We start from the raw sequence: 25,887 nt of genomic DNA, 5'->3' as shown, positions 1-25,887 counted from the left end.
CGACGCAACGGTAAAAAGGTGCCAGATGATACATGACCGTTGCGTTCGATCTAGGCTATGAAGGCAAACCGTGCAACACCTCATTAGGTACCACTGATGTTGATAATTTATATTATGTAAAATTATTGATATCAGAAAACACTCTCGTCCACGCCTTTCAGTTTGTTCATCACCGATCACCAGATTTCGCGCTGGCCCTGCCTGGCATGTCACTCCGGCACAGTCGACTTTAGCGCATCGGGACGCAAGGCTACATGCAGCTCGACCCTCAGAAAGCCAAACGTGTTGCTGGTCGCACCGGCGAAGTTGTACACGCCGACTAGAACACGCCTCTGCGCGCGTCACCACCCATACGGTAGTTCCTGTTACTTTGATCCGGATTTCGATTCACCAGAGGTCGCGCATAGAGCGGATGACGCAGACTACGTACCTCATGCTCGAGCTTGAAGCAGTGCGCGCCGCTCACGGGATCGATGACGTCGGCGAAGCGATATTGATGAGGCTCCTCGTCATAAACCAGCCCGCGCGCAGCGAGCCGTGCGTAGGGTTCGGAGAAGTTTGCGACATAGATCTGGATATGATGTCCATCGTATTCCAGGTTGGCAGCGGGCGTTTCTGTATAGATAAGCTGCTGATGCGTTCCGACCGCAATTGCCGTCTGCTGCGAACCGTTGTGGTCGCGGACCTCGACGGACGCATTGAATACCTCGCGGTAAAAAGCGGCAATCGACGCCGCGCAGCCGAGCGGCACATCAAGTTGCACATAAGCAATGCCGAGATCGATGCGCGACCACGGAGCGTTCGACTGATCCGGATTCGGATCAAGGCAGTCGTAGCGGTTTCCCCACGGACAGGTGATCTCTACGCGGTCGGCCCGCTCGGTCCATCCGAACGCGGTTCTATCGAGCACGGGCCGAACTGCGCGCAGCCGTGCGACCAGCGATTCGCGCTTGCCCACGATCAGTGCCACGTGTCCTCGCAGCCTCTGCGCGTCGCCGTGCGGCAAGTGAATCTGTGAACGACCGATGTTGATCCACATATTGTTCGGGCCGGTCATCAGATAGGGATCTCGCGTGAGTCCAAGTCCGCTGACATAGAACGCAGTCGCGAGACTCTGGTCCGGTATCGTGAGGTTGATATGCTCGAGCAGCACCAGATTGCCTATGTCTTCGTGTGCGTAGTCGGAAGGTTGCATCTGATCGCCTTCGAAGGTTTTTACAAGTTAAGCGACGCAAGGATTGGGAAAGCATCTGGATGGCCCGCGCTACCCATCGCTAAGTTTGATGTTACCCAGTACGAAAATGTAAGACTCCGCACTGAGCAACGCAACCGCTCCGATAAACACGAGGCCAGCGCACCGTTGTCAGACAGGTTTTCATCGCAAGCCGTCCCGGTGTGTGCACAGCATTAATCTTTCCCAGCCGCCGCCCACCCCCTCTGCATCGCCCCCACCAACTGCTTCCACAAAAACTCCGCCGCCGGCGACAAACGCCGCCCAACCCGGCGTATCACCTGGCTGCTGAAGTCGCGTGCAATCGGATGATCGATCTCAAGCGCAACAAGCTTGCCCGCGTCGAGATATTGCCGCGCCGCATCGGTCGACATGAACGCGACGCCAAGCCCCGCCGCCGCAATCGCCTGCGCCGCGGCGAACATATCGCACCGGTAAGCCGGCGTCAGGCTGAGCCGCTCCGCACGAATGATCGAATCGACATACTGCTGAACGCCGAAACGCGGCGGCATGAAGATCAGGCGAGCATCGGCAAGCTGCTCGAAGCGGATACGCTGCAGTCCCGCCAACGGATGCTGCGGGCTCACGAACGCGCAGAACGGCGCGGCGCGAAACGTGCGCGAGCGTATCGCCGGGTCCCGCGCCCCGCCCGCGCATAGCCCAAGATCGACCTCGTCGTTGCGAACCATCGCGATGATTTCGGACGTCGCGCCCGTATGCAGATCGACGACGATATCCGGAAACTGCGCGCTAAACCGCTCGAGTACGATCGCCATCAGATTGCCGACAAACCCCTCGCCGCACCCGATGCCGATCCGTCCGCGCCGCAGCCCCCGATAATCCTCCAGTTGCACCAGCATCTCCGCGTCGCGGCGCCGGCTTTCACGAAAGTGATCGACGAGACTCAGGCCGATTTCCGTGAGCGTCACGCGCCGGCCCTGCCGCTCGAGCAGCGCTACACCGTGCGCGCGCTCCAACTGCGTCACCTGCCGGCTGATCACAGACGCATTGATGCCGAGCGCGTCCGCTGCCGCCCGCACACCACCATGCACAGCGATTTCATGCAGATAGCGCAGGCTCCGTGGATTGAGGGCGCCTGTCTGAGGGATATCGGTGTCGGTTGACATGCTTTCTTGACTGTTGACATTCAAGTCAACATTATCGACCGAAAGACGTCATTGATCGCACGTTTTTGCAGCGAAATACTGACGCTTCGCTTTCTATATGCACGTCACTCCAAATGCCCAATACCCAGCACTTTTGTACGCTCGACGAAACCAGCGATCTGAACGATGAACTGCGTGGCATTCGCCACCGTTTGCACCAGCATCCTGAGCTGGCTTACCAGGAGTTCCAGACATCGGATCTTGTCGCCGAAGCGCTCGAAAGTTGGGGCTACGAAGTGACACGTGGCCTGGGCGGAACGGGCATGGTCGCATCGCTCAAGTCGGGAACGGGGTCGCGGGCCGTTGCGGTACGCGCCGATATGGACGCCCTGCCCATCATCGAGGCCACGGGCCTGCCCTATTCCAGCGTTCACCCGGGCAAGATGCACGCATGCGGTCACGACGGTCACACGGCCATGGTCCTTGGCGCAGCGCGGCATCTGGCGCGCACGCGCCGCTTTGACGGAACCGTCCATCTCGTCTTCCAGCCCGCCGAGGAAATCGGCTCGGATAGCGGCGCGCAACGCATGATCGCCGACGGTCTGTTCGAGCGCTTCCCCTGCGAGGCCATCTTCGGCCTGCACAACCATCCGGGCGCACCGGCTGGCACGTTCATGTTCCGCAGCGGTCCGTTCATGGCCGCATGCGATACCGTCGACATCACAATCCACGGCCGCGGCGGTCACGCTGCCCGCCCCCATCTCGCCACCGATCCGCTCGTGATCGGCGCAGCGCTCGTGACCGCGCTGCAAACCGTCGTGTCGCGCAACATTGATCCCATGCAGCCCGCCGTGATCACGATCGGTGCGTTCAATGCGGGACACGCGCCCAATGTGATCCCCGAAACGGCGCGTCTTCAACTGAGCGTGCGCTCGTTCGATCCCGACGTACGCAAGCTGCTCGAAACACGCATCCGTGCGCTCGCCAACGCGCATGCGCAAGCGCACGGCGCCAGCGTCGATATCGACTATGTGCCGGGCTACCCGGTGCTCGTCAACAGCACGCAGGAGACTGAATTCGCGTTACAGGTCGCCCGAGAACTGGTGGGCGACGAACGTGTGGTCGACGGCTTTGGTCCGATCGCGGGCAGCGAGGACTTCGCCTATTACCTGCAAAAGAAGCCGGGCTGCTTCCTGCGCGTGGGCAATGGCAAGGACACGCCCATGCTGCACAACGCGAAGTACGACTTCAACGACGACAACCTGACCGTCGGCGCCGCATTCTGGACGCGGCTGGTCCAGCGGTTTCTTGCGTCGAAAGTCTAAGCGCGCCTCAGAACGCGCAGACGGAACCATCATAAATACACCTACGGTGAGGACCTAAACCATGTCAACCCAGCCTCTTACGTCGTCCGGCACGATTGCGGTTTCGCAGACCCGCATTGTCGTGGCGGCCGTCATCGGCAATCTGCTCGAGTTCTTCGATTTCACGGTCTACAGCTTTTTTGCGCTGACCATCGCAAAGCTGTTCTTTCCGTCGCAGGATCCCGTTGTGTCGACGCTGCTGGCGTTGTCGGCGTTCGCAATCGGTTTCGTGGCGAGGCCGGTCGGCGGCTTCGTGCTCGGCCACTACGCGGACAAGCGCGGGCGCCGGGCCGCGCTCACGCTGACGATCTTCCTGATGGCGGTCGGCTCCGCAGCGATCGGTCTCGCGCCGACCTACGAAACCATCGGCATTGCCGCGCCCGCGTTGATCGTAATAGCGCGCCTCGTGCAGGGTTTTGCGCAGGGCGGCGAGTTTGGCGCGGCCACCGCGACGCTGCTGGAAACGGGTTCGGCAAAAGGGCGTGGCTTTCGCGCAAGCTGGCAACTGGCGAGCCAGGGCGCGGCCGCGCTGCTCGGCTCGGGCATGGCTGCGTTGCTCACCTACCATTTGACCGGTCCGCAACTGCTCGATTGGGGCTGGCGCGTTCCGTTTCTGGCCGGCACGCTGATCATGCCCGTGGGCGTGTACCTGCGCCGGCATATCGTGGACGACGAGCCCGTCAAAACGGAGCACTCGCGCTTCGAACCGGCCCTCGTGCGCAAATGGTTTTTGACGGTCTTCGCGATTATGGGCATGACGGTCGCGACCTACGTGCTGATGTACTACATCCCGACCTACTCGATCCAGTATCTGAAGATGCCGCCCAAGCTGTCGATGCTGGTCTCGATTGGCGCCGCCTGTGTCTCGCTGCTCATGTGCCCGATCTGGGGCGCGCTGTCGGACCGCATGGGCCGTAGAAAACCGCTGACCGTGCTGGGACGCGTGGTGCTAATCGCGCTGCTGTATCCCGCGTTCTGGCTGATGAACCAGTTTCCGACGCTGCCGGTCGTCACCGGCCTGATCGTCCTTCTGATGTTCTTCTACACGATGGGATCGGCGCCTGCGTATGCGCTCATGCCGGAGAACTTTCCGAAACATGTGCGCGCAGGCTATTTGGCAAGCGCGTATGCCGTGGCGGTGTCGGTGTTCGGCGGCACGGCGCAACTCGTCGTCGCGTGGCTTATCAAGGTGACGGGCAATACGATGGCGCCGGCCTGGTACATGATCGCGTGCGTCATCATTTCGCTCTGCGCCGTGACGATGCTCGAAGAAACCGGGGGCCGCGATCTGGCCTGATTGTGTCGAGGAGTGCGGGCCTGGAAATCAGGGCCGGCAGGAACAACGAGTGGCGGAGTTTCCACAACGCGATCAGGGAGTAGCTGCCTTGACCCTTCGCCCCTCATCCTGGCCCGGCCCGATCACGAGCCCCGCCTCCGCGAGCAAACGCCGCAGTCCCAGCTTCGGATAATTGCGGTCGACGGCCCGCATATCGGCACGCGTCTCCTCGATGATCCAGTCGCGCACATCCGCTGCAACCGGTCGCAACGGCCGATTCTCCGGCCACACCAGACAGCAGCGCCGGTTCGTCACGATCAGTTCCTCTTCAGCCGGAAGCAGCGCGCCTTCGAGAAGCCAATGCGACACCACATTGAGCCAGCCAAGCGCGACACCCTGCCCCAACAGCGCCGCCTGCACGACGATCGCGTAGTCGTTGAAGCTCAGCATGCTCGCTACGTGCCGCCCGTGTGCCGCGAACGTGGCGAAGCGCTCATGCCAGCCGCGCTCGCCGTCGTCCATCACGATCACGGTGTCGCCGTGCTCGCGGCCCGTTTGCGTCGCGGCCGTCTCGTGATAACGCCGGTTGCACACCGGCAGTAGCGTCTCCGGCATGACGAGCACACTGTTCTCACCAATCTCGTCCTCGCGCAAAAAGCGCATGCCGAGATCGACATCGACGAGCGGCCCGCCGATTCGCCCTGAGATCAGCTGAAACCGTAAGTCGACATTCGGAAACGCCTGGTTCAGCCGGCTCATGCGCGGCATTAGCCAGTGCGTAGTAAACGCGGTGGACACCGAGAGCGTGACGGACTCGACGCCCGTCGCCCGCGCCTCGATCTCACGTATCGCGCCTTCTATGCCATTGAAGCCTTCCGAGATTTTCCGGTAGAGGATCTTGCCGTTCTCGGTCAGCTCGATCCCACCACGCACGCGCTCGAAAAGGCGCACGCCGAGATGGTCTTCCATGCGCGCCAGCATGCGGCTCACCGCAGGCTGACTCACATATAACTCCTGCGCCGCGCGCGTGAAGTTGCCGCAGCGCGCGGCAGCTTCGAACACGAACAGCGCATTGGCGCTCGGCAGTTTTTTGCGAAGGTTAGGCATGACCTGATGTTATGCCTTATCCAACAATTTGGGAATTGCCGTCAATAATGACGCGGCCTATATTTTCCCTAACGCAGGCCTCTACAGCGAGACAGGACGCAATGGACGCACGAGCGAAAACAGGTGTTTCGATCCGATCGGCAGCGAAACGTTATGGCCCGGTCGTGGCTCTCGACGACGTGTCGCTCGACATCGCCCCGGGCGAATTCGTCTCGCTGCTCGGTCCGTCGGGGTCGGGCAAGACCACCTTGCTCGGCATTCTCGGCGGCTTCGTGCAGCCGAGTTCGGGTGCGGTCTGGGTCGGCGAGCGCGACATTACATTTGCGCCGCCGCACAAACGGGACATCGGTATCGTCTTTCAGAACTACGCGCTCTTTCCGCACATGAGCGTCGGCGAGAACGTGGCGTTTCCGCTGCGCGCGCGCCGTCAGCCCAAAGCGACGTGGGCGAAGAAGGTTGCCGATGCGCTCGCGATGGTCGAACTCTCGGGCTACGAAAACCGCGGCATCGGTCAACTATCCGGCGGCCAGCGCCAGCGGGTGGCGCTCGCTCGTGCGATGGTCTTCGAACCGCAACTGATCCTGATGGACGAGCCGCTCTCCGCGCTCGACAAGCAACTGCGCGAAACCATGCAGATCGAGCTGCGGCGGTTGCATCGCAAGCTCGGCGCGACGATCGTCTATGTGACGCACGATCAGCGCGAGGCGCTCACCATGAGCGACCGCGTGGCCGTGCTGAAGAACGGCCGGCTCGTGCAGATCGATACGCCTGAGCGGCTCTACGACCGTCCGTGCGACGCGTTCGTGGCGAGCTTCATCGGTGAGGCAACGCTGCTCGCCGTAACACGCGCCGGCGACGATGCCGTGCGCCTCGGCGATACGGTTCTGCGCACCGCGCATCCGCTGCCGCGCGGCGACAAGCTGCTGCTCGCGGTGCAGACCGAAAAACTCGTGATCGACGGCGGCGATCGGCGCGAAGGCGTGAATCGTCTGTCGTGCCACGTCACCGAGGTGCTGTACCAGGGCGAAAGCCTGCGCGTGTTCGCCACGCTCGCCGACGGCACCGCCATCAGCCTCAGGCAGCCCGGCGGCCACGACGCGCGCCGGCGCATCCCGGAACCGGGCGCGCCCATGAGCGTCGTTCTCGATCCGCAGGACACGATCGTCGTGCCCGCCTGATCTCATTCATTTTTTATCTGCCCACGCTTGGGGCACTCCCTCTCCCGTTTTCACAGCAAACTGCAAAAGGATGATTTCATGAAGCTCACCGATTTCAAGGTCCTGACGTTCGACGTCGTCGGCACACTCATCGACTTCGAGCGCGGCGTGCTCGCCTCCGTGCGGCGCCTCGGCGGGCCGGCCGCGAAGGATCTGACCGACGACCAGATTTTCGAGCCGTACATGCGCGGCCGTGCGACTCATCCGGGTCGCTCGAGCCACGAAATGGCCAACGTCTACCTGTCGCTGGCGAAGGAACTCGGTCTGCCCGACGACGCGCAATCGGCCGCCGCCTTCCAGCGCGACGTGCTCGAATGGCCCGCGTTCGCGGATTCGGTCGCCGCGCTCAAGCGTCTGCGCAAACACTTCCGCCTGGTCGCCATGACCAATGCGGACCGCGTCGCGCTGTCGGCCTACGCGCACACGCTTGGCGACCCGTTCGACGACACGGTCTGCTGCGACGAAACCGGCGTCGCCAAGCCCGATCCGCAATTCTTCGCGTACAACCGCGGCCGTCAGGCGGCATTCGGCTACAAGTTCGGCGAGATCCTGCACACCGCGCAAAGCCAGTACCACGACATCGGCGTCGCCACGGAACTCGGCTATGCGACCTGCTGGATCGAGCGCCGTCAGGGCAAGAAGGGCTTCGGCGCCACGCCGGTGCCTGAGGCTGTCACGACGCCGACGTTCACGTTCCCGACGCTCGCCGAGCTCGCGGACGCCGTCGAAGCCGAAGCGCGTCTCGCCGCCTAAGCCGATGCTCGCGCCGACGGCACGCCCCTCGCCCCTGCCCGACTCGCTCTGGCAAGCGCTCGCTGCCGCATCGCCCGATGCGGGCGCGGCGGTCAGCACCGGCGCGCCGCTCGCGCGCGATCTCGACGTCGAAGTCGCGGTGATCGGCGCGGGCTGCTCGGGCCTCGCCGCAGCCTATGCGCTGCAAAAACGCGGCGTCGGTTGCGCCGTACTCGAAGCGAACGTGGTTGGCTGGGGCGCGAGCGGGCGCAATGGCGGCGTGGTGTCGTCGAAATTCAGGCTATCGTTTCCCACGATCGACCAGTTGCATGGCCTCGATACCGCGAAGCGTATGCACCGGCTCGCGCATGAAGGCGTGCGGGTCGTCGAATCGCTGGTCGACGAATTCGGGCTCACGCAGGCCCGCTTCGAGCATACGGGCAGCCTGCGCTGCGCGCACACCGAGCGCGCGCTCGCGGCGATCTGCGCCGAAGCCGACTGGGTGCGCACGAAGCTCGGCGATACGTCGATGAGCGCGCAATCGCGCGCCGAAGTCGAGCGCGAGACCGGGTCGAAGGGTTTTGTCGGTGGCGTGCTAAGCGCCGATGCCGGCACGATCCTGCCGCTCGAATATGTGCGCGGACTCGCGCACGGCATGACGTTGCGCGGCGTGCCGATTTACGAATCGACGCCGGTACTGCAGATGCACCGCGCGCGCGGCGATACGCACGTGACCTTGCGCACGCCAGGCGGTACGGTGCGTGCGAAGCAGGTGATCGTTGCGACCAATGCCTACTCGGACCTCACGCCGGCCACCTCGCCGTATCAGCGCGAACTCGTGCCGTTCCGCAGCGCGATGATCGCCACCGAACGCTTGCCCGCCGATCTCGACGCACGCCTGATGGTCGAACGCCGCAGTTACACGGAAACGCGGCGCATGATGAAGTGGTTCCGAAAGGTGGACGGCCGCATGCTGTTCGGCGGCCGCGACGCGTTCGGCAAGGAAGGCCAGACGACCGGCTTCGATGGGCTTCAACGAGCGATGGTCGCGCTCTTTCCCGATCTCGCCGACGTGCCCGTGGCGTATCGCTGGTCGGGCTATGTCGGCATGACGTTCAATTCGCTGCCCCATGTCGGGCGCAGCGACGATGCCACCACCTTCTGTCTGGGGTATAACGGAGCAGGCGTCGCGATGGCCAGTTTGCTTGGACAGCATGCCGCCGCGCTCGCTCTCGGCGAGACGCCCGAGCTTTCGCTGCTCGGCGCGCCCGGTCTGCGGCCCGTGCCTTTTCATTCGCTGCGCGCGCCGGGTGTGAGGCTCGTCGCCGCGTGGTATCAGTTTCTCGACGCCGTAGGTGCATGATGACGACCGCCAAACGGATGCTCCAAGGACACTCATTGATGCAGGCCACCGAGTCCGATCCTGCCGCGCGCTACCAGCGGCGCGAAGATCGCACGATGCTTCTCCTGATGGCGCCGGCGCTCCTCGTGATCGTCGTGCTGCTCGTCGTGCCGCTCGCCTGGTTGTCGTGGCAGTCCATCTATCACGACGGTTTCACGCTCGAGAACTATCGGCGCATGTTCTCGGGCGCCTACCTCGAAACCTTCCTGCTCACGTTCAAACTGAGCATTATCGTGACCGTCATCACGCTGGTGCTCGGCTATCCGGTGGCCTACTTCGCGGCCTCGGTGTCACCGAAGCTGAGCGCGCTTGTGCTCGGCATGGTCATCCTGCCGTTCTGGACCAGCGTGCTCGTGCGCACTTACGCGTGGCTGGTGTTGCTCCAGCGCACGGGCCTCGTCAACAAAGCCTTGATCGCTTCGGGGCTGATCGACCGGCCGGTGCAGCTCGCCTATAACCAGTTCGGCACGATCATCGCGATGGTTCATATCCTGCTGCCGTTCATGGTGCTGCCGCTCTATTCGGCCATGCAGAAGATTCCGCCGAATCTCTCTCAGGCGGGCGCGAGTCTCGGCGGCTCGCCGCTGCATGTGTTCATGCGCGTGTTCCTGCCACTTTCGATGAGCGGCGTGTTCGCCGGCGTCACCCTCGTGTTCGTGCTGTGCCTCGGCTTCTACATCACGCCCGAGTTGATGGGCGGCGGCAAGTCGATCATGGTGTCGATGGTGGTGAGCCGCAACGTCGAGATCTACAACAGTTGGGGCGCGGCGAGCGCGGTGAGCGTCGTGCTGCTGATCTGCGTGTTCGCGATTTTCTACGCCGCGAGCCGCGTGGTGCCACTCGAAAAGACCCTGGGCGCGAAATGACAAAGCTCTCGTTCGGACGGATCGTTCTCGGCGCGGCGGTCGTGCTGATCCTCCTGTTCCTCATGGTGCCGGTGCTGATCGTCGTGCCGCTGTCGTTCTCCGACACGCGATTCATGACCTTCCCGCCGCCCGCCTATTCGCTCCGCTGGTATCACTCGTTCTTCGACAATCCCGCATGGATCGACGCCGCGCGCACTACGCTGACCGCCTCGATCTGCGCCGCACTTCTCGCCACACCGCTCGGTGTGTGCGCCGCCTATGCGATTCAGAACGGCACGCATTGGATCATGCGCTATCTGCGCACGTTGCTGATGCTGCCGTTGATGGTGCCGATCATCATCGTTGCGGTGGGGGTGTTTTTCGTCTACTCGCAGGCCGGCTACGTGAATACGCTCGGCGGACTGATTCTCGCGGATACGATGCTCGGGCTGCCGTATGTGCTGATCTCGGTCGGTGCCGATCTCCGCACCTTCGACCGCACCCAGGAGATGGTCGCCCGCAGCCTCGGCATGAATCGCTTTCGCAGCTTCATGACGGTGACGCTGCCGCAGATCAAGGCGAGCGTGATCTCGGGCGCCGTGTTCGTGTTCATTCAGGCGCTCGACGAAACAGTGGTCGCACTCTTCGTGTCGGGCGGCTCGAACCAGACGCTGACGCGCCGCATGTTCGTCACGCTGCGTGACGAGATCGATCCGACCATCGCCGCGATCAGCACGATGCTTACGGCGCTGACGCTGTGCCTCGTGATGATCGTCGTGGTGAGCCGGCGCTCCAGCGCGGCGCGCGCCTGAACTCCTTCTACACAGCTCTCACATGATCAATGCACTGAAGTTCTATATCGACGGCGCGTGGGTCGAACCGTCGGGCACGGCACGCCTGCCCGTCATCGATCCCTGCACCGAAGAAGCGTTCGCTGAAGTGGCAATGGGCACACCCGCCGATATCGATCGCGCGGTTGCTGCGGCAAAACGTGCGTTCACGTCGTTCTCGCAGACCACGCCCGCCGAGCGTCTCGCGCTGATCCGCCGCATTCTCGAGGTTTTTCTCGAGCGTCACGACGAGATGGGCGACACGATCTCGCGTGAACTGGGCGCCCCTCGCGCGATGGCGCACGCATGGCAGGCGGGAATCGGACGGCGGCATCTCGACGAATTGATCCGCACGTGCGAAACGTTCGCGTGGCAACGCAAAAAGGGCACCACGCTCGTTAATCACGAACCGGTGGGCGTGGTCGCGCTCATCACGCCGTGGAACTGGCCGATCAATCAGATCGTCTGCAAGGCTGCGCCCGCGATTGCGGCCGGCTGCACGGTGGTGCTGAAGCCCAGCGAAGTGACGCCGCTTAACGCGCTGCTGTTCGCGGAGATTCTGGACGCGGCGGGCGTGCCGCCGGGAGTCTTCAATCTCGTGAACGGCGATGGACCGACCGTCGGTGCGGCGCTTGCAGCGCATCCCGATGTCGACATGGTGTCGTTCACCGGCTCGACGCGCGCGGGCATCGAGATCGCGAAGCTCGCGGCGCCGACCGTCAAGCGCGTACATCAGGAGCTGGGTGGCAAGTCGGCCAACATTCTGCTGGACGACGTCGACTTTGAAGCCGCCGTGACGGCGGGCGTCAACTCGTGTTTCAACAACAGCGGCCAGTCGTGCAATGCACCGACGCGCATGCTGGTGCCGGAGGCGCGCCATGACGAGGCGGTGGCGATTGCCCGGCGGGCGGCAGAGGCACATCGCGTCGGCCCCGCCGACCACGAACGCACGACCATGGGGCCGGTTGTCAGCAGCGTGCAATTCGAGCGCGTGGAACGCTTGATAGCGGCCGGCATCGACGAGGGCGCGCAAGTCGTGGCCGGTGGCCTCGGCCGTCCGCACGGCCTCGAACGCGGCTATTACGTGCAACCTACTGTGTTCGCGAACGTGCGTCCGTCCATGACGATCGCGCGCGAAGAGATCTTCGGACCCGTGCTCGCCATCATGCCGTATCGCGACGAAGACGATGCGATCGCGATTGCGAATGACAGTCCCTTCGGCCTCGCAGCCTATGTGCAATCCGCCGATCACGAGCGTGCGCGACGCGTAGCGTTCAGGTTGCGCGCGGGCAGCGTGTACCTGAACTACCCGTCGTGGGACGCCGGCTCGCCTTTCGGCGGCTATAAACAGTCAGGCAATGGACGCGAATACGCCGAGTGGGGCCTCGAGGCGTTTCTCGAGGTGAAAGGCATCGTGGGGTATGGGGACTGAGCGTCGGGGGGGGTGACGGGCCGCCTTCCCTTTCTCGACCCGGCACGCCACTTAGGCGCGGCCACGCAGCATATCCGCGATGCGCTCCGCGATCATGATGGTCGGGATATTCGTGTTGGCGCACGGTATCGACGGCATCAGCGACGCATCGCATACGTAAAGCCCGTCCACACCATACACGGCGCCACGCGCATCGCAGACAGCGAGCGGATCGTCGGCCACGCCCATCCGGCAGGTTCCCGACGGATGCCAGGTGCCGCCCACCGAGCGCGTGACGAACTCCGTCAAGGCACGATCATCGGCGAGCAGGTCGTTGAGCGTCACGCCTTGAGTGACCACGCGTCGCACGAGCCACGCGCGAAACGGACCCGCGATGTCCAGCAGCGCGCTCAGCATGCCGCGTTGCAACGCATTCCACGCACCCGGCACCGCCACACTCGCGACACGCGGCGAATAGCTCGAAGGCAGAAGCGTTGCGCGATGCTTCGCCATCATCGGATCGGCCAGCGTTTCAGCGCCGAAGCGCAGCGCGTCCTTCAGCCGTTCGAGATCGCGAGCATCGGACAGCATGTTGAAATCGACAGCGGGTTCGCTAAGCGGACTCGCTGAAGTGAGCGTCACCCGGCCGCGCGAGTACGATTTGTTCACCCAGAAGAAGATCGTGCCGAGCCGGTAGCCGACCGAATGCCAGCCCGAACGCGATAGGATCGCACCGTGCATGTCGCCGGGTACAGTGCCGTTCATGCCTGACGAAAAGCGCACGATAGCCTGCTCGTGATGCTCGTCGGGAAACGGCGTGCGGGAGGTCCGCGGCAAAACCGCGGAAACAGCGATCGACGGATGCTCCATCAGATTGCCGCCGACCCCGGCCCGGTCCGCGCGCACTTCGATATCGAGCGCGGCGAGTTCAGCGGCCGGTCCGATGCCACTTCGCATCAGCAGCGCAGGGCTGTGGATTGCGCCGGCGCAGACGATTACATGCGCGGCGCGCAATTCTTCGCTGGCGCCATCCCTGCCCTCGCCACCCTCGCTGCCGACGATGCGCGCACCGACTGCGCACGAGCCGTCGAACAGCACGCGCTCGACGAGCATTCCGGTGCGAATCTGGAGGTTCGGACGGGCACGCACAGCATCGTCGAGATAACAGACCGACGTCGGGATTCGCTCGCCGGCCTCGCTCACCGCAATCGAGCCAATGAACGTACCGTCCTCCCATGCGCCGTTCTGATCGTCGCGCCGCGCATGGCCGCGCGCGGCGAGCGTGCTGAGTACCGCGCGTACGAAGGGCGAGATGCGTGCCCAGTTCGCGCGCTGGATGCGGACCGGGCCGCTCTTGCCATGCAGCTCGCCGTCGAAGTCGCAATCGGATTCGAGTTTGCGGAAGTACGGCAGGCAGGCGCTCCAGTTCCAGCCGTGGGCGCCGAGCGCGTGCCATTCATCGTAATCGGCGGGCGCGCCGCGATTCGCCATTAGCGCATTGATCGCCGAGCCGCCGCCGAGCAGGCGCGCCTGCTCGTAGCATCGTGTCGTTGCCGACACGCTCATGCGCGCCATCAGACGCTGCCAGATGTTCGCGGTGTCGAGATAGGCGCGGCCAGGGTACCGGCTGCGCACGGCAGCAGGCATGTCCGTCTGGGAGATATTGCGGCCAGCCTCGACGAGACAGACGGTCTTGCCGGCGTCTTCGGACAAGCGCGCGGCGAGCACACAGCCCGCCGAACCGCCGCCGAGAATCAGATAGTCGATCACATTCGATGATTACGCGGGCAATTGAAACGTGCGGAACGGGTGGGAAAAACGGGCGCGCGAGCCTCTGAGCTCGCGCGTCTGGACCGGCCTGCGCCTTCGTTATTGCATAAACTTGAGCCAGCGCGCCTTCGCCTGAATGCCGGCGTCAGAGGCCCACCACTCCTCCGACATGAGCGCCTGCTTCGCCGCGTTGTCCGGCGAGCTCGGCAGCTCGCTCGCGCGTTTCGCGTCGATCTTGCCGGTCTTGAAGGCCGCCGGATTGCCCGGGCCGTAGTCGATGTAAAGCGGCAGGTTCGCCTGCAATTCGGGCGAGACAGCGGCGTTGACGAATTTGATCGCGTCGGCCAGGTTCGGTGCGTTCTTCAGCACGCACAACTGGGTGTTCTGCAGAATGCCGTCGTTGAACGTGAAGTCGATATCGGGGTTGTCTTTACGCACGGCGCTCGCGCGGCCGTTCCAGATCATCGTCATGTCGACTTCGCCGTCGTGCAGCAATTGTGCCGACTGCCCGCCCGAAGTCCACCAGACGGTCACGTCCGGCTTGATCTGTTGAAGCTTTTTAAACGCACGATCGACGTCGAGCGGATAAAGCTTGTCGCGCGGCACGCCGTCTGCCAGAAGCGCGGCTTCGAGCACCGTCTGCGGATCGTTGCGCAACGCGCGCGTGCCGGGGAATCCCTTCACATTCCAGAAATCGGCCCAGCTCTGCGGCACTTTCTTCAACGACTTCTTGTTGTAGCCGATGACCGTCGAATAGAACTCATAGGCGACTGAATACGGCGTGCGATATTTCTCGGGCATCGCGGCCCCGTTCGGAATCTTCGAGAAATCCAGCTTCTCAAGCAGACCTTCGTGACCGCCGCGCAGACAGTTGGACGTCGGCGTATCGACCACGTCCCAGATCGGCTTGCCGGTTGCGGCCTGCGCCTTGATCTGCGGCCACGCGTCCGGGATGCTGTCCTGGTTGACGGTAATGTTCAGCAGTTTCGCCGCAGGATCGAGGATCGCCTTGGTCTGCGCTTCCTGATACGTGCCGCCTTGAGAAACAAAGGTAATCTTCCCCGCAGCAAAAGCAGGCGTGAGACACGCAGGCACCAGACCCGCGACACCAAGAATCAGAACCGCCGCAAGCGGGCGCAACATGGGCTTCTTGATCACGACTTTGTCCTCGAAAGGGTTAAGCGAAAGAGATCGTAGATGTAATGCGCATTGAGCCCAATATAGTGAGTCTATTTAATGGCGACAACGCCGCAATTGTTGTGGTGCCCATGACATCATGTTATGGCAAGCAAGTCGCGCCACGCACAGGCGAGACATGCGGAACATTGTCGTTGATAGAGCATCCCGACTGTCCGCCACCAGGACTTGGACGACTGGGCGTTTTTCAAAAGTAAAAAACGCTCGCGATGCGGATGATCCAAAAGATTTCCTTTTTTTGATGCGGCGGAAGCGCTCCGATAAGAATAAATTCTGCCCCGGGATAACCCTGACACTGAGGGCCTTCTTGCGAGGTCCGACGTGCATCCCTACGAATATCCCTTTCTCTTCCTCGCCAGTCTGTGCGGCGGTGTGATCAACGCGATCGCGGGCGGCGGCAGTTTCATCACGCTGCCGGCACTGCTGTTCTTTAACGTACCGCCGACGGTTGCGAATGCGACCAGCGCCGTTGCCGCGTGGCCCGGCCTGATAACAGCCGCCTATGGTTATCGGCATCGTCTCTCCGGCGACTCCCGCCGGCTACTGCGCTATGCGGCAGCGAGTCTCGCCGGTGGCGTAACGGGCGGCGCACTCCTCCTCATGACACCGGCCGCAACGTTCACGCGTGCCATTCCCCTCCTGATGTTGCTGGCTACGCTGATGTTCCTGCTGGCGCCGCGCGTGGTGGCAGCGGCGCGCCGGTCCACGGATGTGGCGGCGGCCTCTGGCGGGAAAGCCACGCGGCTTCATACGACGATCCAATTCTTCGCGAGCCTGATGGTCGGCTACTTCAATGCAGGCAGCGGGATCATCGTCATGGCAGGCCTGAGCATGTCGGGTATGCGCGAGACGCAACTGCTGAACGGTTTCAAGAACCTGCTCGGCGCGGTGGCGGCGGGTGCGTCGATCGCAGCGCTCGCCGTGGGCGGGCAGGTCGCGTGGGCTTCAGCCGCGCTGATGATGGCCGGTTCGCTGATCGGCGGCCTGTGGGGCGCGCGTGTTGCCCAGCGCATCGACGCAAACCTGCTGCGTGTGTTGATTCTGATCTTCAGCTTTGTGATGACCGGATATTTTTTCTGGAAATTCTGGCTGTGATAATCCTTCTGATCTTTTCAATTGATTCTTGACGGAGTTGGACTATGAAATTCGTTGTCGCGTTGACCTTGCTACTCGCGCAGTCTTTTGCATTTGCACAGACGCCGCCGCCGTCTACGCTCGCGCGTGTCACGCAGAGCGGCATTCTGCGGGTGTGCACGCCGGGCGATTACAAGCCGTTCAGCTTCCAGCGCGCACCGGGTGAATTCGAAGGACTTGATGTAGACCTGATGGGATCGCTTGCCACGGCCCTCAACGCGAAACCACAATTCGTCAAGACCACCTGGGCGAACCTGCTGCCGGATTTCGTCGCAGGTAAATGCGACATCGCGGCCGGCGGCATTTCAGTTTCGCTTGAGCGCCAGAAACAGGCGTACTTCAGCACGCCGTATATGGTCAACGGCAAAACGCCGCTTACACGCTGCGAAAACGTCGCCAAATATCAGTCCATCGAAGCGATCGACCAACCATCCGTCCGCGTGATCGCGAATCCGGGCGGCAGCAACGAAAAGTTTGCCAGGACCAAACTGAGTCACGCCCAGTTGACCATGCACTCGGACAACCTCACGATCTTCGATGAGATCATCAAGGGCCACGCGGATGTCTTCGTTACCGAAGCTGCGGAGGCAATCGTGCAGAGCAAGGCACATCCCGAGTTATGTGCCGTCAATCCCGACAAGCCGCTGCAATATGCCGAGATGGGCTATCTGCTGCCGAACGGCGACGACGTATTCAAACACTTTGTCGACCAGTGGCTGCATCTGAGCCAGGCGAATGGTGAGTATGCGCAAATGAGCGCGAAGTGGCTCGGCAAATAATCGCTACTCTTTGCACGGATAGCTCCGTAGAAAGCGTAGAAAAACCACCTTAGAAGCCCGCGTCGATCACGATCTTTGTTCCGTCGCTGAACCGGTTGAGGCGGAACGCATGCGGGTCGACAAGCGGCGTGTCGTTCGTCACGAGATCCGCCATCAGCTTTCCGGCCGCCGGGCCGATGCCGAATCCATGCCCCGAAAACCCCGTGCCGATAAAGAGGCCCGGCACGGTATCGACACCGGAGATCACTGGAATCGCGTCCGGCGTCACGTCCATGTAGCCCGCCCAGCGCTGCGCGATTCGCGCGTGCGCCAAATGCGGGAAGACCTTGGTGAACTCGCGCAAGCCGGCGTCGGTGTAGCGGGTGATCGGTTCGGGATCGAGCGTGCGGACCGCTTCGAACGCTGTGGGACGGTCGAGCGCCCAATGACGCGGACGGCGCAATTCATCGAAGAAGCGAGCGCCGATGCCGATGCGCAACGAGCCCAGCTGGCTCTTCAAGGCTTCGACATATTTGAAGAACAGGCGAAAGGAATCGGGCGTGAGATCGCTGTAGGTGCGGAAGCCAAAAGCGATCGTATAGCCGCCGTCGGCGCGCTTGCGAAACGCGAATTTCTTGTCGCTCGCGCTACAGGTCGGGCCGCCGTCGAGCGGCTCGGTGCGAAGCACAGATGCTTTTACCAGCAGTTGCGGGACATCGACATCCAGGTTGCCGCAGAACAACCGCGACCACGCGCCACCCGCGACGACCACGCTGTTGCAACGAATCGTGCCATGCTCAGTGACGACCGCACTGACGCGCCCTGCGCTTGTTTCGATGCCACGGGCGGCGCATGGCGTCAGAATCTTGACGCCGCGTTTGCGCAACGCATTCGCGATCGCGGGTGCGGCCTTTTGCGGTTCGGCACGGCCGTCTCCGGATGTGTAGAGTCCGCCTTTGAACGCTTTCGTCGCTCCGGGCAAGAGTTCGGCAACGGCACGCCCGTCCACCACGCGCGTGTCGAACGTGTCGCCTGCTACGTGGCGCGCCTTGTCGAGCCACACGTGATGACTGTCCATCACGGCGTCTTCGTCGGTCATGTAGAGGATGCCGCATTGGTTGAAGCCCGTGTCGATGCCGAGCGTCGCATCCATTTTCCGCCACAGCTTAAGGCTTTCGATGCTCAACGTGAACTCGCGCATGTCGCGATGCGTGACGCGCACCCACCCCCAGTTGCGACTCGATTGCTCGCCCGCAATATGGCCTTTCTCACATAGCGCGACCTGCAATCCTTTCTCGCTCAGATAAAGGGCCGTGCTCACGCCGATAATGCCGCCGCCGATGACGACGACATCGACTTGCGCGGGCAAGGTGGTGTCGTCAGCGACCGTTTCTACTTTGGGTCCCATTGTGGCTGGTGTCCTGCCTGTAAAGACTAATTATGTTGATCGGCGATGCCGGCCGTGACCGGCACAGTCGAACTGGCCGAAGCCTGCGCCTTGCGCTGCCGGCGTGACAATCGTGTGCTCGAATGACCGCGCGCCGGATTCGCATGACGGTTGGTCCAGCGGTCGATGTGATTGATCGCGTGCGTGAGCGGCACGGTCACAAGCAGATACACCGCACCCGCGGCCACCAGCGGCGACAGGTTCGCGGTATTCACCGACGTGTTCTGGCCGATCGTAAACAGATCGCGTTGCGAAGTCAGCAGGCCGAGAAAATAGACCAGACTCGAATCCTTGACGATCGAAATGAACTGGTTCGCAAGCGCCGGCAAGATGCGCCGCACGCCTTGCGGCACGATCACGTGGCGCATGCTGCTCCAGTATGTCATGCCGAGCGCCTGACACGCGGACAGTTGTCCGCGCCCCACGCTTTGAATTCCGGAGCGGAAAATCTCCGCGATATACGCGGACGAGATCAGCCCAAGTGCGACGATCGCAAGCGGATACGGATTGGGTCCGAAGATCGCGAGCCCCACGGGCGCGAGTCCCTGGCCGACCAGCAGGATCACGAGCGCGGCCGGCAGGCCGCGAAAGACATCGATGAACACCTGTGCGGGCAGCATCAACCAGCGCGTATGCGACACCGTCATCAACGCGAGCATCATGCCCGCGACGATCCCCAGCACGGTCGAAAACACCGATAGCACCAGCGTGTTGACAAGGCCCGTGCACAGCAACGACGGTATCGACGAGATCAGCAACGGCCAGTCGAGAAAGTTCTGCAAGAAAGCATTCATGGTGCGCTCCCTGTTGAGCGTCGGCGGCGGGTTCAGCCGCCGGTCCGCAGTCGGCCGAACTCAATCAGTTGTCGGTCTTCATCGCGTACGGCGGCAGGCTCGCGGGCTTCGAATAACCCGGGTGGAACTGCAGGTACAGCTTCAGCCAGGTTCCGTCCGCGACCAGTTCGCCGATGCACTTGTTCAGCGCCGCCTCGAGCTTGGTGTTGCCCTTGTGCACCGGGAAACCGGCGGGCAGATTGACGGCGGAGATGTCGAGCTTGTCCGCGATGTTCATTTGCGGATACTTGCCCTGCAGGCCCTCTACGAGCGTTTTATCCACGAAGTAGCCGTCGATGTATTTCGAGCGCATCGCAAGGAATCCCGCGTTCAGGTTCGGAAACCGCACGATCTGCGCGCCTGGCAGGTAGCTGTCCGAATACGTGTCCTCGATGGTGCCCTGCACGACGCCGATCCGTTTGCCCTTCACCGATGACGGATCGCTCGTGATCGTGCTGTCGGGCAAGGTTGCTACGCTCAGAAGACCCGTTAGATAGCCCTCTGAGAAATCGACCATCTTCAGGCGTTCCTTCGTGATCGAAATCGACCCGGCGGCCAGATCGATCTGCTGGTTCGCAACGCTCGGCAGCAGTCCGCTGAAATCCTGCGCGCGGAACTCCGCACTCAGGCCGAGCTTCGCCGCGACGGCGCGCAGCAGTTCGACGTCGAAACCCGTCATCTTGCCGTTGTCGATATACGAATACGGCTTGTTGTTCGCATCCACGCCGGCGACCAGCTTGCCGGGCGTCAGCGTGCCGATGTCGTCGGCACGGGCGTTGCCGTGCAACGCGAGCGATAGCGGCACGACAACCGCAAAGAGGCTGAGAAGATGGCGAAAACGCATGATGTTTGCTCCGTCGAAAGGACCTGCGATGGGAAGTCTGTCAAGAAAGCGCGGCGCGCGCGCGGCCGCTCCAGAAATCGTCGAACGCATAGAGCGCCGTGCCGACCGGCACGCTCAGGCGGCTTGCCATGCCGGCCGGGCTGACGGGAAACGTGCCCTCACCGAACGCGCCCGCCTGTGCATCGAGTCCGAGCATGGATCTCGCAACTCGCGAGCCCAGATAGCTCATCAGCGCGACACCGTTGCCGTTGCAGCCGAGCGCGTAGTGAATGCCGTCCTGTTCACCGATATGCGCGAGCTTGTCGCCCGTCATCGCGACGTAGCCCTTCCACGCGTGCGTGATGCGCACGTCGCGCAGTGCGGGCCACAACTCGATCATCTTCGCGTGCAGCATCCTCGCCGCTTCACGTTCGCTCACCTCGCGGATGGCGGGACGCGAACCGAACAGCATTCGCGTGCCGTCGGGCGATGGTCTTGTGTAGAACAGATTGCGTTTCGAATCGCTGATCATGCGCCGCCCCGGATTCAGCACGGCCATCAGCCCGGGCGGCAGCGGCTCCGTCGCGATCTGGTAACTCGCGACCGGCAGCACGCGCCGCGCGAAGAACGGCAACAGCCGTCCGGTGTAACCGTTGGTCGCGACCAGCACATGCTTCGTGTCGATTTTGCCTCGCGTTGCGTGAACCCGAAAACCCGCACCATTGCGTTCGATTCGTTCCACACCCGCATGCGAATGCAAAGTCGCGCCGCAACGCCGCGCGAGATCGCGCAGCGCGCGATGATATTTGCCCGTATGCAGACCGCCGTATTCATCGACGAGAATCCCGCCGTAGTAGTAGTCGGAGCCGATCACCGTGTGCTGCTCCGCGCGCGGCACGACGTGTACCGTCACGCCGGTCTTCTCGCGCAACAGATCGCCCTGGCGCCGCAAGCGATCGAAGTGGCCCGGCGTGAATGCGCCGAAGAAACGCCCCGTGATCTGCAGATCGGCGTCGAGCGACTCCTCGGCGACAAGGCGCTTCAGGTAGTCGAAGCTCGCCATCGACTCGCGCATCAGCCGTCCCAGCCGCTCTGCCGATACACCACGAATCGCATTGGTTAGCGCGAGCTTCTGTCCGCTCGACACCATGCCGCCGCTGCGCGTGCTGCCGCCCGCCCCGATCTCCGCAGCGTCGAGCACGGCGACGCTGGCGCCGAGGCGCGCCGCTTCCACAGCCGCCGACAAGCCGCAATAGCCACTGCCGACGATCACCACGTCGACGCCGACCGGCAACGCGTCACGGGCCGTCTCGGGCGGCGCGGCGTCCCACCAGTACGGGGCCACGCGAAAATCGTCGTGAAGCAGCAGGGCATCGGAGCGCATCGTCTATGGCCGGTAAGAAGATGCAAGCCAGTCTAGGATTTCGTCGATCATCCGGTCAAATACGACCAAAAACGTCCGCCATTCAAATTTGATATGGCAAGCTGGGAGCCGGATTAACGAAGGCAGACGAGGCAAAACGATGAATCAGCGGCAGATCGATGCGTTCAGGCTGGTCATGTTGCGCGGTTCGATGACCGCCGCCGCCGAGGAGCTCGGCACGTCGCAGCCGAGCATCAGCCGGTTGATTGCGGAACTGGAAGCATCGACGGGCTTGGCGCTGTTCACGCGCAACGGCGGACGGATTCAGGCCACGGATGCGGGGAGCGCGTTCTATCGCGAAGTGGACCGGAGTTTTGTGGGTATCGAGAAACTGGCGCATTCCGCGCGTGAAATCCGCCAGTTCGGCAGTGGCCGTCTAAGGCTCGTCGCGGCGCCGGTGCTTGCGTTGTCGTTCATCCCGATGGTGATCGAGCGTTTTCTCGCCGTCTATCCACGCATCGCGATATCGCTGGAAATGCGCAGCGAAGGCACGATCCAGCGTTGGGCGTCGTCGGCCTATTGCGATATCGGTTTTGCTACGACTACACCCGAAGCATTCGGTGTGACGAGCGCCGAGTTATACCGACTACCCGGCGTGTGTGCGCTACCGGCGGGGCATCCGCTGACCGCGCGCAAACGTGTCCACGCACGCGATTTGCGTAACGAAAGGTTGATTCTGGCTTCGTATGCGGACGACACGCGGTCGGCGCTGGATCGCGTGTTGCGTCAGGCGGAAGTCAATCAGGTGCCGACTATCGAAACGCCATACGGCGCGACGATTTGCGCGATGGTGTCGCGCGGGTTGGGAATCGGCATTGTGAATCCGCTTGCGACTTTCGATGCCAATCCCGCGAAGATCCAGTTTCGGCCGTTTTCACCGGACGTCATGTTTCGGGGGTTCACCGTATGTCCGCAGCTTCAGTACACAAATCCAATCGTTGATAGTTTTCTTAAGATGGCCGGCGACACGATGGTTCTTGAAGCAAAGCACGCCTCCAAATCCGCGCGACGTTAGCTCATCCAGTACTTGTCCGGAATCCTGCGGTCCTCTTCGGAAAGGAACGGATTGTCGAGGACGAAGACCTTGCGGTTTGCGATATCGGAACGGACCAGCCCATCCTGAATGTAGGGATGGGAGTTGAACAGCCGCATAAACGATCCGTCGAGATAGGCCTTCTCCAGCCCCTTGTCAATGGTTTGGGCCAGGCTTGCGTGCTTCGTGGAGACGTAGAAAATGAAGTCCGACCGGTATTTCAGAAGCAGGCGTTTCTCGACGACCAGATTCCGATCTCTGTGCCGCGGCTCATCAAGTTCCGCGAAAGCTTCAATCGCACCGCGCGGAAAATAGTCGAGCCGGCCACCTTGGACCATGTCGAACACCGTCTCATAGGGAACCGTCTCGATGTTCAGACCGGCTGCTCTCATAATCTTTGTATCGATCCAGCCAAGCCCCTGACCGCCCGTCAATGCCTTCAGATCGGCCAGGCTCCCCACCCTGTCAAAATCAGCCTGACGATCTTTTCGTATGACAAAAATCCGGTGGCCGATCAGCCCGCGATTGATAGGAATCCGTACCACGTTCAAGCCGCGTTCCGCCTCGGCGTCCGTGCTCGTCCAGAGCAGATTGATGGCGTTGCTCCCGCCCGCCAGTTCTGCCAGCGCACGCCCCCGTTCCATCAGGACGTCAGCCTGCCGCGCCACGTAATCAGCGCCGGCCGCTTTCATTGCGAGGTCGAGCACCGCCAGGGGGAAGACCGCACGTGCCCGATCTTCGGGGCGGTAATGCGGGTATACGATAGCGAATGGGTCTGCGGATGCTGCATGCGCACGGAGCGTCACGCCTGCCGCACTCAGTGCAGCCAATACAAAACGCCTGCGATGCATAGGTATCTTCGACACATGTGCGGTTCGCCACTACTGGCGCGGATCGCGCAGAATCACGCCCGGTCAAAAAACCATCGTGCCACGATTCGTGTAGCCATACAAACTCATTTCACTCGCAAAGCATTACATGACCATGTGGTCATGTTCTCAGCCCTGCTCGGCATGCGCTCTTCAAGCCAGCAACGTCGCGCGGACCGCCGTCCCGTAACACAACACCTCTGTGATACCCCTCGCTATCTCGGTTGCGTCATACCGCACGCCGATGATGCCGTTTGCGCCCAGGTCTGCAGCCTGCGCAATCATGCGCTCGTATGCATCCTGCCGCGCTCGCTCACACAGCGACGTGTAAAGCGTGATGTTGCCTCCGAAAATTGTCTGCAGCGATGCGCCAAGTGCGCCAACGATGGACCGGGACCGAACGATGATCCCGCGAGTGACGCCGAATGAGCGCTCTATCCTGTGTCCCGGAAGGTCAAACGCTGTCGTCACCATGTGTCGTTCTATCATCGTCTTCTCCGTGTTCAATTGATCACTTGCGTTTCATCGGGAGTGCTTTCAAGGCTCTTCATTGTAGCCAGGCACCTGGCTGACTTGCCGGGACCGCTGACTGGATAGATACAGGTAACGCTCCAGTCAGCCGGGCAATGCGGGCATCTCATGAACACCGTGCCTTGCCCGGCTGCAACCATCATGCAGTAAGTTGCGGCGCCGCAGGGAAGTCCACCGGTACATGCGTCGTCGAGTGCAGGTAGTTAGTGACGGTCTTGTCACCGATCACGACGATCGTGTCGACCAGATTGGCCTTGCTCCAGCCCGCAGCGAAGAACGCATCCACAAGCGCCTGATCGGCGTGCCCGCGGTTGACCGTGATGTTCTTCACCAGGCGCGCGAGCGCGTCGAACTTCACGTCGAAACTTGCCTTGCCACTGCGGATTTCGAGAATCTGTTCGTCGCTGAAGCCGTTCATCTTGCCGATCATGGTGTGGGCGGCCAGACAGTATTCACAGCCGTTGACCTGACTCACGACGAGGTTCACGATTTCACGCGCCTTGCCGGTGATACTGCTCTTCGCGTTCTGGAACGCGAGGTAGCTGCCGAGCGCGTGCTCCGAATGGGCCAGCGTCGCGTAGAGGTTGGGCACTGTGCCGAGACTGCTCTTGAGCTTGTCGAAGATAGCCTGGTTAGCCGGGGAAACTTCGTCGCGCGTCGGGACGTTGATGGTAGTCATGGTGATGCTCCTGAGAAAAAAATGAATAAAGTTGCGTGAAGAAAACCGTGCGTTATTGCGCGGTATAGGCGCCGTCGACTGCAATGTTCTGTCCGGTGAGGTAGCGCGCCTTGTCGCTCGCAAGGAAGACGATGGTCTGGGCGATCTCGTCCGGAGTTGCGGCGCGTCGTGCCGGTATCGTCGAGAGGAAACCGGCCTTGCCCTCCTCGCTCCCGCCGACAAAACGGTCGAGCATTTCGGTCGCGACAGGACCCGGCGCCACCGCGTTGACGCGCACGCCTGCGGCAGCGCCTTCGAGCGCGGCGCTCTTCGTGAGACCTTCAACCGCATGCTTGCTGGCCGTGTAGACCGACGCGCCCGCAATGCCCACCTGGCCCGCGATCGACGAGAGATTGATGATCGAACCCGCGCCCTGCTCCAGCATCACGCGCATTTCGTGCTTGAGCGACAGCAGCGTGCCGAGCACGTTGACCGAGAACGTGTCTTCGTAGTTGGTCGCCGTCTGTTCGACGATCGGCGCCAGTTGACCTTCCGTGCCGGCGTTGTTGACCGCCACGTCGAGGCGCCCGAAACGCGCCACGGTTTGCTCGACTACGCTGCGCACTTCGGCTTCGAAGCGCACATCGGCGCGCAGGAATTCAGCTTCAGCACCGAGCGCGCGCAATTCGGCGGCAAGCGCCTGACCTGCCTCTTCGCGACGACCGCTGACGACCACGCGGTTTCCTTCGCGAGCAAAAGCAAGAGCGGTAGCGCGGCCGATACCGGTCAGCGCGCCAGTGATAAGAACGACGGGTGAGTTCATGTCCGTACTCCTTGGATTGGGTTGCATCGAATCGCGTTTGCGATGACTGCACTTTGACTGATTCCAG

The 25,887-nt window shown here is 62.2% G+C and carries 24 protein-coding genes; 11 read left to right on the top strand and 13 right to left on the bottom strand.

The window, feature by feature from the left end; all coding sequences use genetic code 11:
* Window positions 1–319: 319 nt before the first annotated feature.
* Together KHO33_RS34135 and KHO33_RS34130 are read right to left on the bottom strand one after the other, a co-directional pair.
* On the bottom strand, window positions 320–1,195 hold the full coding sequence (locus KHO33_RS34135) for a VOC family protein (protein WP_200567042.1): 876 nt from the start codon (window positions 1,193–1,195) through the stop codon (window positions 320–322).
* Window positions 1,196–1,407: 212 nt separating this feature from the next.
* The gene (locus KHO33_RS34130; RefSeq protein ID WP_200567043.1) at window positions 1,408–2,358 is read right to left on the bottom strand and encodes a LysR family transcriptional regulator; all 951 of its coding nucleotides are present in this window, start codon (window positions 2,356–2,358) and stop codon (window positions 1,408–1,410) included.
* 113 nt (window positions 2,359–2,471) lie between these two features.
* Here KHO33_RS34130 and KHO33_RS34125 point away from each other — a divergent pair, with 113 nt between their 5' ends.
* A complete protein-coding gene (locus KHO33_RS34125; protein ID WP_200567044.1) occupies window positions 2,472–3,662 on the top strand; it encodes a M20 aminoacylase family protein in 1,191 nt (396 codons plus the stop codon).
* Window positions 3,663–3,723: 61 nt separating this feature from the next.
* Window positions 3,724–4,998, top strand: a complete 1,275-nt coding sequence (locus tag KHO33_RS34120; protein ID WP_200567045.1) for an MFS transporter — start codon at window positions 3,724–3,726, stop codon at window positions 4,996–4,998.
* A gap of 72 nt (window positions 4,999–5,070) precedes the next feature.
* Here the strand turns inward: KHO33_RS34120 and KHO33_RS34115 are convergent, their stop codons facing one another.
* Window positions 5,071–6,084, bottom strand: a complete 1,014-nt coding sequence (locus KHO33_RS34115) for a LysR family transcriptional regulator (protein ID WP_200567046.1) — start codon at window positions 6,082–6,084, stop codon at window positions 5,071–5,073.
* 101 nt (window positions 6,085–6,185) lie between these two features.
* On the opposite strand from KHO33_RS34115, the gene KHO33_RS34110 reads away from it, so the two are divergent.
* The 6 genes from KHO33_RS34110 (at window position 6,186) to KHO33_RS34085 (ending at window position 12,542) form a co-directional block, all read left to right on the top strand.
* Window positions 6,186–7,262 (top strand): ABC transporter ATP-binding protein, encoded by a 1,077-nt coding sequence (locus KHO33_RS34110; protein WP_200567047.1) that lies wholly within the window; start codon window positions 6,186–6,188, stop codon window positions 7,260–7,262.
* Window positions 7,263–7,340: 78 nt separating this feature from the next.
* Window positions 7,341–8,054, top strand: coding sequence for an HAD-IA family hydrolase (locus KHO33_RS34105; RefSeq protein WP_054042905.1), 714 nt, complete (start codon window positions 7,341–7,343; stop codon window positions 8,052–8,054).
* Window positions 8,055–8,058: 4 nt separating this feature from the next.
* A complete protein-coding gene (locus KHO33_RS34100) occupies window positions 8,059–9,396 on the top strand; it encodes an NAD(P)/FAD-dependent oxidoreductase (RefSeq protein WP_200567048.1) in 1,338 nt (445 codons plus the stop codon).
* A gap of 38 nt (window positions 9,397–9,434) precedes the next feature.
* A complete protein-coding gene (locus KHO33_RS34095) occupies window positions 9,435–10,301 on the top strand; it encodes an ABC transporter permease (protein ID WP_234475157.1) in 867 nt (288 codons plus the stop codon).
* Window positions 10,298–11,092 (top strand): ABC transporter permease, encoded by a 795-nt coding sequence (locus tag KHO33_RS34090; RefSeq protein WP_200567049.1) that lies wholly within the window; start codon window positions 10,298–10,300, stop codon window positions 11,090–11,092. Before KHO33_RS34095 ends, KHO33_RS34090 begins: the two co-directional genes overlap by 4 nt.
* Window positions 11,093–11,114: 22 nt before the next feature.
* Window positions 11,115–12,542, top strand: a complete 1,428-nt coding sequence (locus tag KHO33_RS34085) for an aldehyde dehydrogenase family protein (RefSeq protein WP_200567050.1) — start codon at window positions 11,115–11,117, stop codon at window positions 12,540–12,542.
* A gap of 51 nt (window positions 12,543–12,593) precedes the next feature.
* Here the strand turns inward: KHO33_RS34085 and KHO33_RS34080 are convergent, their stop codons facing one another.
* Both KHO33_RS34080 and KHO33_RS34075 read right to left on the bottom strand, forming a co-directional pair.
* The gene (locus tag KHO33_RS34080; RefSeq protein WP_200567051.1) at window positions 12,594–14,291 is read right to left on the bottom strand and encodes a GMC family oxidoreductase; all 1,698 of its coding nucleotides are present in this window, start codon (window positions 14,289–14,291) and stop codon (window positions 12,594–12,596) included.
* 99 nt (window positions 14,292–14,390) lie between these two features.
* Window positions 14,391–15,449: an ABC transporter substrate-binding protein gene (locus KHO33_RS34075; RefSeq protein WP_093642607.1), complete on the bottom strand. Its 1,059-nt coding sequence runs from the start codon at window positions 15,447–15,449 to the stop codon at window positions 14,391–14,393.
* A gap of 360 nt (window positions 15,450–15,809) precedes the next feature.
* Here KHO33_RS34075 and KHO33_RS34070 point away from each other — a divergent pair, with 360 nt between their 5' ends.
* Together KHO33_RS34070 and KHO33_RS34065 are read left to right on the top strand one after the other, a co-directional pair.
* A complete protein-coding gene (locus KHO33_RS34070) occupies window positions 15,810–16,583 on the top strand; it encodes a sulfite exporter TauE/SafE family protein (protein ID WP_200567052.1) in 774 nt (257 codons plus the stop codon).
* A 44-nt stretch (window positions 16,584–16,627) separates the two neighbouring features.
* Window positions 16,628–17,401 (top strand): transporter substrate-binding domain-containing protein, encoded by a 774-nt coding sequence (locus tag KHO33_RS34065; RefSeq protein WP_200567053.1) that lies wholly within the window; start codon window positions 16,628–16,630, stop codon window positions 17,399–17,401.
* A gap of 49 nt (window positions 17,402–17,450) precedes the next feature.
* Here KHO33_RS34065 and KHO33_RS34060 read toward each other — a convergent pair whose 3' ends face one another.
* The 4 genes from KHO33_RS34060 to KHO33_RS34045 all read right to left on the bottom strand — a co-directional run bounded on the left by KHO33_RS34060 (window position 17,451) and on the right by KHO33_RS34045 (window position 21,867).
* Window positions 17,451–18,788 carry an NAD(P)/FAD-dependent oxidoreductase gene (locus KHO33_RS34060; protein WP_200567054.1) on the bottom strand — a complete coding sequence of 446 codons (1,338 nt, stop codon included), beginning with the start codon at window positions 18,786–18,788 and terminating at the stop codon, window positions 17,451–17,453.
* A gap of 26 nt (window positions 18,789–18,814) precedes the next feature.
* Entirely contained in the window at window positions 18,815–19,621 is an 807-nt protein-coding gene (locus KHO33_RS34055; protein WP_200567055.1) for an amino acid ABC transporter permease, read from the bottom strand.
* 64 nt (window positions 19,622–19,685) lie between these two features.
* The gene (locus tag KHO33_RS34050; RefSeq protein ID WP_200567056.1) at window positions 19,686–20,504 is read right to left on the bottom strand and encodes an ABC transporter substrate-binding protein; all 819 of its coding nucleotides are present in this window, start codon (window positions 20,502–20,504) and stop codon (window positions 19,686–19,688) included.
* Window positions 20,505–20,544: 40 nt separating this feature from the next.
* Window positions 20,545–21,867 carry an NAD(P)/FAD-dependent oxidoreductase gene (locus KHO33_RS34045; protein ID WP_200567057.1) on the bottom strand — a complete coding sequence of 441 codons (1,323 nt, stop codon included), beginning with the start codon at window positions 21,865–21,867 and terminating at the stop codon, window positions 20,545–20,547.
* 139 nt (window positions 21,868–22,006) lie between these two features.
* Here KHO33_RS34045 and KHO33_RS34040 point away from each other — a divergent pair, with 139 nt between their 5' ends.
* Window positions 22,007–22,921 (top strand): LysR substrate-binding domain-containing protein, encoded by a 915-nt coding sequence (locus KHO33_RS34040; RefSeq protein ID WP_200567058.1) that lies wholly within the window; start codon window positions 22,007–22,009, stop codon window positions 22,919–22,921.
* Here KHO33_RS34040 and KHO33_RS34035 read toward each other — a convergent pair.
* The 4 genes from KHO33_RS34035 to KHO33_RS34020 form a co-directional block, all read right to left on the bottom strand.
* Window positions 22,918–23,769, bottom strand: a complete 852-nt coding sequence (locus KHO33_RS34035; RefSeq protein ID WP_328822818.1) for a hypothetical protein — start codon at window positions 23,767–23,769, stop codon at window positions 22,918–22,920. The genes KHO33_RS34040 and KHO33_RS34035 overlap by 4 nt on opposite strands.
* A 192-nt stretch (window positions 23,770–23,961) precedes the next feature.
* The gene (locus tag KHO33_RS34030) at window positions 23,962–24,297 is read right to left on the bottom strand and encodes a YbjQ family protein (protein ID WP_054042930.1); all 336 of its coding nucleotides are present in this window, start codon (window positions 24,295–24,297) and stop codon (window positions 23,962–23,964) included.
* Between the two features lie 181 nt (window positions 24,298–24,478).
* Entirely contained in the window at window positions 24,479–25,018 is a 540-nt protein-coding gene (locus tag KHO33_RS34025) for a carboxymuconolactone decarboxylase family protein (protein ID WP_200567060.1), read from the bottom strand.
* Between the two features lie 52 nt (window positions 25,019–25,070).
* On the bottom strand, window positions 25,071–25,820 hold the full coding sequence (locus tag KHO33_RS34020; RefSeq protein WP_200567061.1) for an SDR family NAD(P)-dependent oxidoreductase: 750 nt from the start codon (window positions 25,818–25,820) through the stop codon (window positions 25,071–25,073).
* Window positions 25,821–25,887: the final 67 nt, after the last annotated feature.

Origin of the sequence: Paraburkholderia nemoris (genome assembly GCF_905221015.1) — a bacterium.
Classification (GTDB): Bacteria; Pseudomonadota; Gammaproteobacteria; order Burkholderiales; family Burkholderiaceae; genus Paraburkholderia; species Paraburkholderia nemoris.
Note: the sequence above shows the minus strand (reverse complement) of the source record. Positions and strands in the feature narration are given on the sequence as shown.